Annotated in this window: 13 protein-coding genes; all 13 read left to right on the top strand. The window is 62.5% G+C overall.

Going from position 1 to position 14,542, the window contains the following annotated elements; genetic code table 11:
- Nucleotides 1-41: 41 nt before the first annotated feature.
- Nucleotides 42-695, top strand: a complete 654-nt coding sequence (gene hisH / locus QZ307_RS05090) for an imidazole glycerol phosphate synthase subunit HisH (protein ID WP_295996782.1) — start codon at nt 42-44, stop codon at nt 693-695.
- 14 nt (nt 696-709) lie between these two features.
- Nucleotides 710-1,501, top strand: a complete 792-nt coding sequence (hisA, locus tag QZ307_RS05085; RefSeq protein ID WP_295996779.1) for a 1-(5-phosphoribosyl)-5-[(5-phosphoribosylamino)methylideneamino]imidazole-4-carboxamide isomerase — start codon at nt 710-712, stop codon at nt 1,499-1,501.
- Nucleotides 1,502-1,718: 217 nt separating this feature from the next.
- Nucleotides 1,719-2,483, top strand: a complete 765-nt coding sequence (gene hisF, locus QZ307_RS05080) for an imidazole glycerol phosphate synthase subunit HisF (RefSeq protein ID WP_295996776.1) — start codon at nt 1,719-1,721, stop codon at nt 2,481-2,483.
- A 13-nt stretch (nt 2,484-2,496) separates the two neighbouring features.
- Nucleotides 2,497-2,817, top strand: coding sequence for a phosphoribosyl-AMP cyclohydrolase (gene hisI / locus QZ307_RS05075; protein WP_295996773.1), 321 nt, complete (start codon nt 2,497-2,499; stop codon nt 2,815-2,817).
- A gap of 212 nt (nt 2,818-3,029) precedes the next feature.
- Nucleotides 3,030-3,716 (top strand): transaldolase family protein, encoded by a 687-nt coding sequence (locus tag QZ307_RS05070; RefSeq protein ID WP_295996770.1) that lies wholly within the window; start codon nt 3,030-3,032, stop codon nt 3,714-3,716.
- On the top strand, nt 3,713-5,680 hold the full coding sequence (gene rho / locus QZ307_RS05065) for a transcription termination factor Rho (protein WP_295996768.1): 1,968 nt from the start codon (nt 3,713-3,715) through the stop codon (nt 5,678-5,680). Before QZ307_RS05070 ends, rho begins: the two co-directional genes overlap by 4 nt.
- A gap of 8 nt (nt 5,681-5,688) precedes the next feature.
- The gene (gene sppA / locus QZ307_RS05060; RefSeq protein ID WP_295996765.1) at nt 5,689-6,885 is read left to right on the top strand and encodes a signal peptide peptidase SppA; all 1,197 of its coding nucleotides are present in this window, start codon (nt 5,689-5,691) and stop codon (nt 6,883-6,885) included.
- Nucleotides 6,866-8,890, top strand: coding sequence for a class I tRNA ligase family protein (locus QZ307_RS05055; protein WP_295996762.1), 2,025 nt, complete (start codon nt 6,866-6,868; stop codon nt 8,888-8,890). The genes sppA and QZ307_RS05055 overlap by 20 nt, the downstream gene beginning before the upstream one ends.
- A gap of 198 nt (nt 8,891-9,088) precedes the next feature.
- Nucleotides 9,089-9,778 carry an ElyC/SanA/YdcF family protein gene (locus tag QZ307_RS05050; protein ID WP_295996759.1) on the top strand — a complete coding sequence of 230 codons (690 nt, stop codon included), beginning with the start codon at nt 9,089-9,091 and terminating at the stop codon, nt 9,776-9,778.
- A gap of 267 nt (nt 9,779-10,045) precedes the next feature.
- Nucleotides 10,046-10,936, top strand: a complete 891-nt coding sequence (locus QZ307_RS05045; protein WP_295996756.1) for a hypothetical protein — start codon at nt 10,046-10,048, stop codon at nt 10,934-10,936.
- A 62-nt stretch (nt 10,937-10,998) separates the two neighbouring features.
- Nucleotides 10,999-11,739, top strand: coding sequence for a hypothetical protein (locus tag QZ307_RS05040; RefSeq protein WP_295996754.1), 741 nt, complete (start codon nt 10,999-11,001; stop codon nt 11,737-11,739).
- A gap of 199 nt (nt 11,740-11,938) precedes the next feature.
- The gene (locus tag QZ307_RS05035; RefSeq protein ID WP_295996748.1) at nt 11,939-13,867 is read left to right on the top strand and encodes a YARHG domain-containing protein; all 1,929 of its coding nucleotides are present in this window, start codon (nt 11,939-11,941) and stop codon (nt 13,865-13,867) included.
- A gap of 189 nt (nt 13,868-14,056) precedes the next feature.
- Nucleotides 14,057-14,542: 30S ribosomal protein S2 (gene rpsB / locus QZ307_RS05030; protein WP_295996744.1), on the top strand; the 486-nt coding region annotated here is incomplete at its 3' end.

Below are 14,542 nucleotides of genomic sequence, written 5' to 3'. Positions count from 1 at the left end.
GAGACCTCGCTGACTTTGACTGTGATGGGAGTAAAACAAAGTTGATAGTTGTTGTTGACTACCACAAGGGAAACCTGCTTTCCGTCGAGCGCGGCCTGGCGGCCGCGGGAGCCGCGGTGCGCGTGACCGATGACGCCGCCCTTATTCGCGCCGCCGATGCCGTGGTGCTGCCGGGAGTGGGGGCCTTCGCCGATGCGGCGGCCTCCATGGAGGCGCTCGGCCAGATGGATGCCGTGCGCGAGGCCGTGGCGGCTGGCGCGCCGTTTCTCGGCATCTGCCTGGGGATGCACCTTATGTTCGAAGAGGGCGTGGAGCATGCCCCGGAAGATGGCCCCAACCCGCGGGGCCTCGGGTTCATTCCCGGGTGCGTGGGCGCGCTGCCGCGCACTGACAGCGAAGGACGCGCCTACAAAGTGCCCCATGTGGGCTGGAACTCCGTGGAGTTCGGCGAACCGTCGCCGCTGTTCGCCGGCATCGCTCCCAGCGAGTTCTTCTACTTCACCCACAGCTTCATTGCGCCGCCCAGTGCGGCCACCATTGCCGAGACCACCCATTCGGTGACGTTTCCCTGCGCCGTGCAGGTGCCGGGGGCGCCGGTGTTCGGCGTGCAGTTCCACCCCGAGAAAAGCTCGGACGCCGGTGCGCAGCTGCTGGCAAATTTCGCAACCATCGCCCGCGAAGCGCGGGGCGCCTAACGAGAGGACACGTCATGTACCTGCTTCCTGCCATCGATATTCTGGACGGCCGCGCGGTGCGCCTGGCCAAGGGCGACTACAACGCGGTAACCGTCTACAACGACAAGCCCGAGCTGCAGGCGCAGCTGTTCGAGGAGGACGGGGCCGGCTGGATTCACGTGGTGGATTTGGACGGCGCCAAATCGGGCAATCCCGACAACATCGAGGTGGTGCGCCGCATTCTGGCCGCCACGAAGCTCAAGGTGGAAGTGGGCGGCGGCGTGCGCAGCCTGGAAGTGGCCGATCGCCTGCTGGATGCCGGTGCTACCCGCGTTATCTTGGGCACCGCCCTGGTGCGCGACCCCGATTTTGCCCAGGCGGCCATCGAGAAGTTCGGCCCGGATGCCCTGGTAGCGGGCATCGATGCCAAGGGCGGCGAAGTGGCCGTGACGGGCTGGACGGAAGGCTCCGGCGTGGCCGCTACCGAGCTGGCGCGCCGCATGGCAGCCTTGGGCTACGAGCACGTGGTGTACACCGACATCGCCCGCGACGGCATGCAAACGGGCGTGGACCCCGCAGCCTACGCCGCCATGGCCGAGGCCTTCGGCAACCCGGTCATCGTGTCGGGCGGCATTGCCACGGCGGCCGATATTCGCGCCTTGGCGCCCATCGCCGACGCGGTAGAGGGTGTTATCGCCGGTCGTGCCATCTACGAGGGCACACTGACGGTTGCCGACGGTGTGGCCGCCTGTCAGGGAACCCTGCAGCTGTCCGACCAGCTGCAGGAAGAGGAAAAGCCCCTAAGCTTGGAAGATTTGGAGGGCTAGCGGCAGGGCGAAACCTTGGCTGCCATGGAGTAAGGAAGAGCAGTTGGGGAGATGCCTGATGTCTCCCCAAGGCTGTGTAGTTCTCGGGACAGGGGGTGTCCTGACCGAGCGAGTTCCGCAGCGACGAAAACAGTCCAGTGGACTGTTTTCCAAAGCGAGGACTGTTTGAGCGAATCAGGATACCCCCTGGCACGAGAACGGACAGGTAGAAGAGAGCATGCTGACAAAACGAGTAATTCCCTGCATGGATGTGAAAGACGGCCGCGTGGTGAAGGGCGTCAACTTCGTGAACCTGCGCGATGCGGGCGATCCCATCGAGTTGGCTCGCGCCTACGACGAGCAGAAGGCTGACGAGGTCATCTTCCTGGACATCACGGCGACGAGTGACGATCGCGCTACGACGGTGGACCTGGCAAGCCACGCCTCGGCGGAACTGCACCTGCCCTATTGCGTGGGAGGCGGCTTTCGCAGCGTGGCCGACATTCGCACGATGATTGCCGCCGGCGCCGACAAGGTGTCGGTAAATTCCGCCGCTGTGGCCAACCCGCAGCTCATCACCGATGCGGCCCTGGCCTTCGGCACCCAGGCCATCCTCTGCGCCATCGATGCCAAGGCGGTGCCGGGCAATCCCAACAAGTGGGAGGTCTACGTGGCCGGCGGCCGGAAGAACACGGGTATCGACGCCGTTGAGTGGGCGCGCGAGGCGGCCCGGCGCGGAGCGGGGGAGATCCTGCTTACCTCCATGGACCGCGACGGCAGTCGCGACGGCTTCGACTGCGCGCTGACCCGGGCCGTGGCGCGGGCCGTGGACATCCCCGTCATTGCCAGCGGCGGCGTGGGCAAGCTCGAGCACTTCGCCGAGGGCATCATCGAAGGCGAGGCCGACGCCGTGCTGGCCGCCAGCGTCTTCCACTTCGGCGAGCTGACCGTCCGCCAAGTGAAGGAATCCATGCGAGCCGCCGGCATTCCCGTAAGGTTGTAGGAGGAAGCCAGCAGTGAATCTTCCCGAGCTAAAATACAACGACCAGGGGCTTATTCCCTGTATTGTGCAGGATGCCGAGACGGGCGAGGTGCTTATGATGGCGTGGATGAACGCCGAGAGCTTGGCGCTTACGCTGGAGCGCGGCGAGACCGTGTTTTGGAGTCGCAGCCGGCAGGAGCTGTGGCACAAGGGCGCTACCAGCGGGAACACCCAGAAGGTGGTGGATCTGCGCTACGACTGCGACGCCGATACGCTGTTGGCCCGGGTGCATCCGGCCGGCCCCGCCTGCCACACGGGGGCGCGCAGCTGCTTCTACCGCTCCCTTTCCGAATAAACGGCCTTTATTCTGGTTTTTGTTGTGCGCCGCCGTTGGATGCGGTACTATGAGCGCGCATCCAAAATTCTGTCGCGGTATGCGTTATTCCTTCCCATATTCCCGTATATCCAGCATTGCAACGTTCTCTCGGTCGGGCTCAAGGTGCGCCATGGCGACTGTCCTGTTTGGAGGCATAGACCCTTTTTCAGTCCCTGCCTAAGGAGGACCACATGAAGTTTTTCCTGGACACGGCCGATCTCGCCGAAATCGAGGAGGCTGCAAGCTGGGGAGCCCTGGCCGGCGTCACCACCAACCCGACGCTCTACTCGCGCATCGGCGGTAAGCTGGACGACTTCCACGCCCACATCAAGCGCATCTGCGATATTGTGGGTCCCGACTGCCCCGTGTCCGCTGAGTCCGTGGCCATGACCCGCGACGAAATCGTCCGCGACGGCCGCGAGCTGGCCGCCATCGCCCCCAACGTCGTGGTGAAGATCCCCACCATGGTGGAGGGCCTGGCCGCCACCCGTACCCTGGCCGACGAGGGCATCCCGGTGAACATGACCCTGTGCTTCACCGTGCCCCAGGCGCTGTTGGCCGCCCGCGCCGGCGCCCGTTACATCTCGCCCTTCGTGGGCCGCTTCGACGACATCTCCGAGGACGGTATCGCCCAGCTCGACGATGTGGTCACCGCCATCGGCAACTACGACTTCACCGCTGACACCGTCAACGGTGAGAAAGTCGAGATCATCGCTGCATCCATCCGCAGCGCCAACCATGTGACCCAGGCTGCCCTTATGGGAGCCGACATTGCCACGGTGCCCTTCGGCATTCTTCAGAAGTGCGTGAAGCATCCGCTCACCGACCGTGGCCTCGAGTCGTTCCTTAAGGACTGGGAGAAAGTGCAGAACGCATGAGCGAAACCCAAGATCTGACCACCACCGATACCGGCGCCGCCGAGGCGCCGGCCGAGAAGCCCAAGCGCGCCACCCGCCGCAAGAAGACGGAAGAGTCTGCTGAGGCAACGACCGCGGCTCCTGCGGAAGAGGCTCCGAAGAAGACCACCCGCCGCCGCACCACCCGCACGGCCAAGGCCGACGAGGCGGCAGCGGAAGCGCCGGCGGTAGAGGTCGCGCCCGCTGAGGAAGCCCCCAAGCCGCGTCGCACCACGCGCACGCGGAAGGCAGTCGCAGCCGAGGATGCCCCAGCCCCCGAGGCCGCAGCGGAGGCGCCGGCCGAGAAGCCCAAGCGCGCCACCCGCCGCAAGAAGGCCGACGCCGCCGATGCGGCCGTCGACGCGCCCGCTGAGGGAGCCGTCGAGGCGCCCCAGGCCTCCGAGGCCGAAGGCGCGAAGCCGGCCGACGCGTCGTCCAAGGAAAAGCCCGCCCGCAAGACCACGGTGGTGCGCAAGCACACCCGTGACGAGCAGGAGGGCCGTGCCGAGCGCCGCGCTTCCCAGAACAACCAGGGCCAGAACGGCCAGGGCAATCAGGGCAAGCAGAACAACAAGAACAAGAAGAACAACCAGCACGATCGCAACAACCGTCAGCAGCGCAATCGCCACGAGAGCCGCAATCGCGAGCCCCAGCCTTCGGTCACGAAGGAGGAGCTGGCCGAGCTCAAGGTGGCCGAGCTGCGCGCCCGTGCCGCCGAGCTGGGATTGGACGCCGCCGGCATGAAGAAGGCCGAGCTGGTAGACGCCGTGTACGCCGCCACCTGCAAGGCCGAGGGCTTCACCGAGGTCACCGGCGTGCTCGACATCATGGGCGACGGCTACGGCTTCCTGCGCACCTCGGGCTACCTGCCGGGCGAGAACGACATCTACGTGGGCCTGGCCACCATTCGCAAGAACGGCCTGCGCAAGGGCGATATGGTAACGGGCCAGACGCGTCCAGCCCGTCCCAACGATAAGTTCGCGGCCCTGCAGAAGGTCACCTCCGTGAACGGCGCCGCGCCCGAGCTTATGGCCCTGCGCCCGAAGTTCTCCGAGCTCACCCCGGTGTTCCCCGATGAGCGCCTGATCATGGAGCACGGCAAGAACACCACCACGGCCCGCGTCATCGACCTGACGGCCCCCATCGGCAAGGGCCAGCGTGGCCTGATCGTGTCGCCGCCGAAGGCCGGCAAGACCACGGTGCTGAAGGACATCGCCGCGGCCATTTCGGCCAACAACCCCGAGGTGCACCTTATGTACCTGGGCATCGACGAGCGTCCCGAGGAAGCTACCGACATGGAGCGCTCCATCCGCGGCGAAGTGGTGTCGTCCACCTTCGACATGCCCTCGGAAAACCACATCCAAGTGGCCGAGCTGGTCATCGAGCGCGCGAAGCGTTTGGTGGAGCAGGGCAAGGACGTGGTCATCTTGCTGGACTCCATCACCCGTCTGGCCCGCGCCTACAACCTGGTGCAGCCGGCGTCCGGCCGCATTCTGTCCGGCGGTGTGGATTCCACGGCGCTCTACCCGCCCAAGCGCTTTTTGGGCGCGGCCCGCAACATCGAGCACGGCGGCAGCCTGACCATTCTGGCCTCGGCTCTTATCGAGACCGGCTCGAAAATGGACGAGGTCATTTTCGAGGAGTTCAAGGGCACGGGCAACATGGAGCTCAAGCTCGACCGCAGCCTGGCCGACCGCCGCATCTTCCCGGCCATTGATCCCATTACCTCGGGCACTCGTAAGGAAGAGCTGCTCATGGACGGCCAGGAGGCCCCCCTTATCTGGGGCGTGCGCCGCATCCTGTCGAATACCAACAGCACCGAGCGCGCCATGGACATGCTGATCAAGTCCTTGAAGCAGACCAACTCCAATCAGGAGTTCCTGCTGCGCATGGCGAAGAAGATGCAGACCCAGCAGGGCCGCATCGACGATAACGCAGAATTGTAGAGGGCCCCATGACCGAACCAAACAACTGGCAAAGCGCTGCCTGGGGCACTGGCTCCGAAGCCGCGCCGTCCGAGGCTCCGGGCGGTCAGCCGGCCGCAGCCTCCCAGGGCGCTTCGAGCGCCCAGACGGCGGCCGGCGCGCCAACGACGCCCTATGCCCAGGCCTACGCGGCGTCGCCGACTTCGCAGGCATCCTACGGGCAGGCCTACGCCGCGCCGCAGCCGGCGACGCCGACAAGCCCCTATGGCTATACGGCTCCCGCTTACGCCGCCCCGGCGCCTAAGAAGAGCCGCGCGTGGATTGTGGCCCTGGTGGCCGTCGTTCTGTTCTTCCTGCTGGGCGTCATGACCATCGGCTCCTGCACGGCGGTGATGAGCACGCCCATGGGCTTCTCGTCGTCGGGCTCCTCCTGGGCCGATACGGTGACGGGCGATACCGTGGGCATCATCAACATCGACGGCACCATCCAGTACGACGGCACCACCTCGAGCCCCGAGGGTCTGCGCGCCCAGCTCGAGGCTGCCGAGAAGAACCCTGATATCAAGGCTGTGGTGCTGCGGGTGAACTCCGGCGGCGGCGTGGCCACGGCCGGCGAGGAGATGGCCGGCTACGTGAAGGACTTCTCGAAGCCGGTGGTGGTGTCCTGCGCCTCCATTACGGCCAGCGCTGCCTACATGATCTCCTCCCAGGCCGACTATATTTACACGGGCAAGACGTCTTCGGTGGGCTCCATCGGCGTCATCATGTCCATCACCGATCTGTCGGGGCTCTATGAGAAGCTCGGCATTTCCGTGGACAACATCACCTCGGCGGATGCCAAGGATGCTGGCGCCGGATCGCGTCCTCTGACGGAGGAGGAGCGCGCCTATTATCAGGCCCAGGTGGACCAGATCAACCAGGTGTTCATCGATACCGTGGCCGAGGGTCGCGACATGCCGGTCGAGGATGTGAAGAAGCTGGCCACGGGCCTGTCCTTCACGGGCCTCGACGCCGTGGACAATGGCCTGGTCGACGAGATCGGCACCTTGGAGGACGCCGTGGCGAAGGCGTGCTCGCTGGCGGGCATTGCCGATGCGGATACGGTGTATCTGCAGTCGTCCTCGAGCGAGCTGTCCCGCTTGCTCGATATCATGGGCGAGAAAGACGAGAACAGCGTTTCGACTGCTTTGAAGGAGTTGGAAGACCGTGTCGGACTTGAAGGATAACACCCGCGTTTCCTGGCCGCGCCGCGCCGTGGTGACGGCGGGCATGCCCTACGGCAACAAGCCCCTGCACTTCGGCCATATCGGCGGCGTGTTTGTGCCCGCCGACGCCTTCGCGCGCTTCCTGCGCGATCGCATCGGCGCCGAGAACGTGCGCTTCGTTTCGGGCACCGACTGCTTCGGCAGCCCCATCAACGAGGGCTATCGCAAGCTGGTGGAGGCGGGCGAGTTCGAGGGAACCATCGCCGATTACGTGCTGGCCAACCACGAGCGTCAGAAGGCCACGCTCGAGGCCTTCGAGGTGAAGCTCGACATCTACGATGGCTCGGGCATCGGGCATGCCGGCGACGTGCACCAGATGATCACCGACGAGTTCATCACGCGCCTGTACCAGAACGGCCACTTGAAGCTCGACTCCACCCTGCAGTTCTACGACGCCGAGGCCGGCACGTTCCTCAACGGCCGCCAGGTGCAGGGCCGCTGCCCGGTGCAGGGCTGCAAGTCCGAGCACGCTTACGCCGACGAGTGCGACCTGGGCCATCAGTATGCGCCCGTGGACCTTATCAGTCCGGTGTCCACGCTGACGGGCACGAAGCCCGAGATGCGCCCCGTGGAGAACTGGTACTTCGACCTGCCGAATTTCGCCGACTTCCTGCGCTCCTATGTGGACGAGCTGCGGGCCGATCCCGAGGTGCGCCCCGTGGTGCCCCAGACCATCTCCGAGTTCCTGGCGCCTCCGGTCATCTTCGTGAAGAACGAGCACTACGACGAGTACCTCGGCCTGGCCGACAGCCTGCCGCCCCATGCCTATCGCGACGCCGAGAAGGGCAAGCAGTCCTTCGAGATCGAGTTCGCCACCATCGAGGAGCGCGACGAGGCCCGCGCGGTGCTGGCCGGGGCCGGTATTCGCTTCCGCACCTCGAAGACGCTCGTGCCCTTCCGCATTACGGGCAACATCGAGTGGGGCGTGCGCGCACCGGTCATCGATGACGTGCAGGGGCTTACCGTGTGGTGCTGGCCCGAGTCGCTGTGGGCGCCCATCTCGTTCACCATCGCTGCCAACGACGAGCGCGGGCTGCCGCGCACCAGCTGGCGCGATTTCTGGTGCTCTGACGACGCCCAGGTCTACCAGTTCATCGGTCAGGATAACCTGTACTTCTACGGCGTGGCCCAGCCGGCGCTGTGGGAGGCCCTGAAGCCCGGCGGCCTGTTCGTGGAGGGCCCCGATTCCCAGATGCGCCAGACCACGCTGGTGGCCAACCACCACATGCTCTTCGGGAAGAAGAAAGCCTCGTCCTCGGGTGCGGTGAAGCCGCCCACGGGGGAGGAGCTGCTGGAGCACTACACGCCCGAGCAGCTGCGCGCGCACTTCTTGGCCCTGGGCCTCGACCAGAAATCCGTGGGCTTTTCCCCCAAGCCCTTCGATCCCGACGAGAGCAAGCGCAACGACCCGCGCGTGGCCGACCCGGCGCTCAAGGAGGGAGCGCTGCTCACCAACGTGTTCAACCGCCTGGCCCGCAGCTGCTTCTACGAGGCGCAGAAGAACTTCGATGCCTGCATGCCCCTGGGGGCGCCGACGCCGGCGGTGAAGGACAAGGCCTACGAGACGCTGCGCGCCTACGACGAGCTGATGCACAAGGTGGAGCTGCACTCGGTCATGTCGCTGTGCGACGAGTTCATCCGCTGGTCGAACAAGTACTGGGCCGACGGCATCAAGCGCGCCGAGGCGTCGGAGGACGCTGGCGAGCGCCGCCAGGTGCTGCTGGACTCGTTCTACCTGCTGCGCGTGGCCACGTTGCTCATGCATCCCATTGTGCCCGTGGGCTGCGAGAAGATCTGCGACTATATGAGCTTCGAGTTCGATGATTTCTTCAGCTGGAACTACGACTTCGAGTCCAACGACGAGCTGTGCCCGGCCATCGAGATCGACGCCGGCGCCCACCGCGTCCACGAACTGCCCCCGCGCTTCGACTTCTTCCGCAAACACGAGAGCCAGTATAAGGACTAGGGAATGCGGCCTTCGGGCCGCAGATCTTGTCGGCACGGTATGAGACGAGACCCGCTTCGGCGGGTCTCGTTGTCTATGCACCGCCAACGGCTCGCGCCATGGCTTGTCCTTACCTCTTAACGAGTCCTTAAGAATGACGAGGGCGAGTTGCGTGGATCCTTCTCGGGCTCTACCATGGAGCTGAGAGAAGGGAGTCCCATGGCTGTTGGCGCGCGACGCTCAAAGATGGTTCTGGCGGTTTTTGCGGCGTTGGTTCTGGTGCTGCTGTTGGCCGTTGCGGCGGTGTTCGCTATCGATGCCTGGGTGCGCGCTTCGACGGAGGAGCGTGTGCTTACGATGGAGCAGGTCGCGGAGGTTCCCGAAGCGGACTGTATCATCGTCTTAGGCTGCGGGGTCTACCCCGACGGAAGTCCCAGTCCTATGTTGGCCGACCGCATTGCGCGGGGCATCGAGCTGTATGAGCAGGGCGCCGCGCCGAAGCTGCTCATGAGCGGCGACCATGGAAAGGTCGACTACAACGAAGTAGGGAAGATGAAAGAAGTGGCGATGGACGCAGGCGTCCCCTCCGAGGACGTGTTCATGGACCACGCCGGCTTCTCCACCTACGAGACCATGGCCCGTGCCCGCGATGTGTTTGGCGCCAAGCGCGTGCTTGTGGTCACCCAGGGCTATCATTTGCCTCGAGCGCTTTATTTGGCCCACAGCTTAGGTCTGGACGCCTACGGCGTTGCGGCCGATCTTCGCCCCTATGCGGGACAGGAAGCCCGCGACGTCCGTGAAGTGCTCGCCCGGGTCAAGGACTTCTTCTCGGCCATCATGCAGCCGGAACCCACGTTCCTCGGCGACCCCATTTCGCTTTCCGGCAGCGGGGACGTGACGAACGACTAATTGAGCGCAATGCGGGAACAGCCTTAAGATGCAGGAGCGCCGCAGGGCATCGTGCGCCATTTTTCCGACAAGCAGAAAAACGTGCGTACAAGTCATCATATTATTGCAACGAACAATCTACCTGGGAAAACAACACCCTATCTTTCTCTGGTCCGATGCTAACATTTTGTCAAATAGGGCTAATCCGTCTGTGAACCTTGGCTTAAGTTAGCCGAGGCGACGGTGGTCAAACTGTTTCAGCAGGGGACAGAAGGAGGAGAAAGCGTTATGGGTCAACCTATGGCACGAAAGAGGTTGGGCTGGATTCTTGCGGCCGCGGTGACTGTCGCGCTCCTTGTGATTGCTTGGGGCCAACCGGCTTATGCGGCTGACAATGCGTCCATCGACATCTCGACGGCAAAGATCATGATCGATGACAACGATTGCGTCTACGATGGGAGCAAACAAGAGCCCTATATCGAAGTCATGCAAGACGGTCGTTATCTTGATTCATGGTTCGACTACGATGTGGCTTACTCCAACAACGTAAACGCTGGCACTGCCACGGTGAAAATAACGGGCAAGGGCGCGTATGCAGGCGCGGTTACTAAGCAGTTCAAGATCCAGCCCCTCAGCATCAGCGACGACTGGGTCACTGTCAGTGTGTCCAAAGCGCGCATGGTCTATACGGGCAAGGTACTAAAGCCCTCCGTTACAGTGACGATGGGCCGCAAGGTAGTGCTGAACAAGGCGAAGAAGTCGAAAGGCGGCTTCAAGATCACCTACTCAAAAAAGAGCCCGAAGAAGATCGGCAAATACACCGTCACCATCAAGGGTACGGGAAACTATAAGGGCACGGTCAAGGAGACCTTCTGGATCACGCCCAAAGCTCCCAAGTTTAAGATCCAGAACGTGCCGGGAGGCTTCAAGGTTAAGTTGACCAAGAAGGTTTCTGGTGTGTCGGGGTACCAGATCTCCTGGGCTTCCGGAATGCTTCCGAACAACTACGACAATTACTATTGGTATAAGAAGGTTGGCAAAGGCACTAAAGTCACCGGGCGCATCTGGGGTGACAGCAACGGCGATGTGGTATGGGTTCGCAGCTACAAGAAGGTAGGCAAGAGCACCATCTATTCTCCCTGGTCGAAGCCCAAACAAGCTTGGCCGAAATCTCTCTAGGGACTTTTCGCGTTCGTAAGCAACTGGGGCTAAAGAAAACGATCCTTTAGAAAGGAAAGCGTATGGAACGTATCACTCGTTGGGATTTCTCTGGGAAAGCGCTTATGGCATTGGCGGTTAGCTTGCTGGTTGCGGTGGCGTTGGGGCTGTCGGGGTTGTGCGCCGATGACGCCTATGCGGCGAGTTCCAAGAAGAAAGCGCAGCATAAAAAGTACGAGAAGACGATCAAGAGCTATCACGCCAAGATGAAAAAGCAGGCGAAAGCGATCGATAAGCAGAATAAGTCGTACGGACTGAAGACAAGTTACGCGTCCAACAAGACTTACTTCGCCTTTGCGGACATCGATAAGAACGGTGTCGACGAGCTCATTGTTCGTTACGAAGACAAAAGCGCTAAGCACAACACTGCCGTCGGCGACGGATATGGCGAAACGACCACTATCTATACCATAAAGAGTGGCAAAGTGAAGAAGGTGCTCGATAACACCGAGTTTGCGCCCTATTTCCATGATGCGTATACCCATATCTATAAGGGCAGCAAGTACACCGATCAAGGGTTTTCTCACGGCTATGAAGATCTATCTTTCTGGAAGTATTCCAAAGGCAAGCTGTCAAAGAAATGCGCTTACTGGCTCACGTCCATAGATGCTTCGCATACAAGTACGGGAAAAGCGAGCTATCGAATCAACGACAAGGAGGTAAGTGCCAAGAAGTACGCCGCTAAGAAGAAGGCTCTTATGGGCACGGGCAAGGGCTACACCATGCATGCCTATAGCTCGAAGACGTTCAAAAAGTACATCTAACCAGGGGTGTTGGCTTCCCAAGTAGTAAGGTTCATGCGGGCCGAGAGTGTTCTCGGCCCGCATTGGTTTGAAGAGAGGGTGATTGATGGTGAGGTTTTGTTCGGAAGATCGAGAGGGCAGGTTCTCCGAGAGGGCCGCGCATCTTGACGAGCGGTTCTGTTGGAGCGGCGCAGTTGCTGTCAGGCCGCTGGCTCTGGCTTTGCCGCTAGCCCTCGCTCTGGCGCTGGCGGGTTGCGCCTCCTCGGCGTCCGAGGAACAGGCGTTGCAAGAGGGCGGATCGGCGGCCGACCCTGCAACCACGGAACTCGTCATCGCTGAGGCATTCCCCGATGCGGGGGTTGCGGCTGCGGTGGCCGAGCAGGTGGATGCCGACGGTTCGGGTACGCTTTCTGTGGCAGAGATCGAAAGCGCCACGACGCTCAACGTAGAAAACGCATCGGCGGTTTCGGGCTTGGGTCAGCTACCCCAGTTGGACTCGCTGACGGTGACGGGAGCGACCGCCTCTGTCGAAGTGTCCGATGTGCCAGGGCTTACCACGCTCGATGTAGCGGGCACGGCGGTGGCAAAGCTGGACCTGTCCCATAATTCCCAGCTTGCCAGCTTGAACGTGAACGACTGCGCCCACCTGCAGGTGGTGCAGCTGAACGACAACCAGGCCCTCAAAGAGGCGGACTTTTCGTCCTGCAAGCAGTTGAAGGGCGTAGATGTGACCGGTTGCACCAACCTGGCCTCGGTTAATGCCCAGGATGCAGTGGTGTTCAACGGCTTGGACGATACCCAGGTGCAGGAGCGCTGGCTCGTCACCGAGTTCAGCTGGCATCGACCCGCCTATGAGGCCATCGGCCCCATGGATTGCGAGGGCACCGCCGAATACGACAAGCAGGGGCGCCTGACGAAGCTGGTCACCGATGGCTTCGGCGATGCCAAGGACGCCACCTGGACCTACTCTTACGGGGACAATGGGCTGATGAACGCGGCGAGTGTGTATTGGCGCCCGGATATCGACACGGTGGAATTGGGCATTGAGTACAACGACCAGCAGCAGGTGGATCGCGTCGTGTACGCGCAACGGGTGGACGAGGCGGACGAGTACGCCTATGACAGCGAAGGCCGCCTAGTGAAAGGCCCCTACAAATCCTACAGCTACGACGAGCAGGGGCAGGTGACGGCCATAAAGGGCGGTGAGCGCGACGGCTCGCTTACCTACAAGGATGGCCTGCTGACAAAGGCCAGCGGCGACGATGCTTTTATGGGACTCGTTACCTCTTACGCTATCGCCACCGATGCAGCGGGCAACGTCACGTCGTTCAGCGGCGACTTTGCGACGGCAGGTTCGATGAAGCAGACGCTTTCCTACAACGAACAAGGCGCGCTTACCAATGTGAGGCGCGATCGCGAGGCGGGGAACCGCGGCACGCAGCTTGCCTGCCCCGTGGTGGACAAGACCTCGTTCAAGTACGATGACCACGGTAATCTGGTGTCGTGGACGCCGGTTTTCACCGAGGACGGGACGACGAAGGGCAAGGGGAAAATCTCCTACACGCGTATCTTCCTGCCGAAGGACAGCACCCAGCCGCGCCAAGATTTCCTCTTTGTGGCCGATCCCCTGAACCCGCAAGTGGAGCTCGCGGTGTTCGCGCCCGATTCCGCCCTGCACGTGGACTACCTCATGTTCACCAACGGCTACCCCGATACGTCCCGTTGGATTCCCCGCGCCCAGCCCGCCAAGGTGGCTGACATGGCAGTTGAGGAAGCGGCAAGCGCTCCGTCTGCCGAAGGGGAGGAGAGCGCGAAGGACGAGGGTGCCACGGACGCAGCAGCTTCTGCAGCGGCGGACGATTACGTTCTTCCCGAGAGCGACACGCGCAAATACTCCAAGGCCGAGCTGGAAGAGTTGAGCGATCGCGAGCTGTTCCTCGCGCGCAACGAGGTGTTTGCCCGCCACGGCCGTCAGTTCAACAGCGAAGAGCTGCAGGAATATTTCGGGAGCAAGGACTGGTACGACGGCACTATTGCCCCCGAGGAGTTCGATGCCCTGCAAGAGGACGAGCTGAACGCCGCCGAGAAGGCCAACGTGAAGGCCATGCTGGCCATCGAGCAGGCCCGCGGGTCTGAATACCTGTCCTAGGTGTCCGCCCTGTGTAGCCGCCGAATTTTCTCTTGCAAAGGTGCGCGATTGTGGTATTTTAGACAGGCTGTGTCTGCGAAGGCGCTGATGCAGCGGTAACTATTACACATGCTCGGGCGACCGGGTCTCGCGAGTGGCCACCGGAAAAGGCTGCGGGAACTGGGAAGACCTCGGGCAGAGGACTAACGAATGGAGAATGCTATGGCAACGCCTACCAAGGTAAGCATCCAGAGCCTGCTCGACGCGGGCGCTCACTTCGGTCATCAGACCCGCCGCTGGAACCCCAAGATGAAGCCGTATATCTTCGGCAGCCGCGGTGACATCTACATCATCGACCTCAAGCAGACCCTCTACGGTCTGGACGCCGCTTACAGCTTCGTGAGCAACCTCACCCGCAAGGGCGGCACCGTGCTGTTCGTGGGCACCAAGAAGCAGGCCCAGGAGGCCATCTCCGAGGCGGCCAACCGCTGCGGCATGCCCTACGTGAACGCCCGCTGGCTCGGCGGCATGCTCACCAACTTCGCCACCATCCGCACCCGCGTGAAGCGCATGGAGGAGCTGGAGGCCATGGACGCCGACGGCCGCATGGCCCTGCTGCCCAAGAAGGAGCAGATCCTGCTGCACAAGGAGCTGGCCAAGCTGCAGACCAACCTCAACGGCATCCGCAACATGAAG

It is taken from the genome of uncultured Adlercreutzia sp. (assembly GCA_910585575.1).
Taxonomy (GTDB): domain Bacteria; phylum Actinomycetota; class Coriobacteriia; order Coriobacteriales; family Eggerthellaceae; genus Adlercreutzia.
The sequence above is the reverse complement of the archived record's forward strand: the minus strand, read 5'-3'. Positions and strand labels throughout refer to the sequence as shown.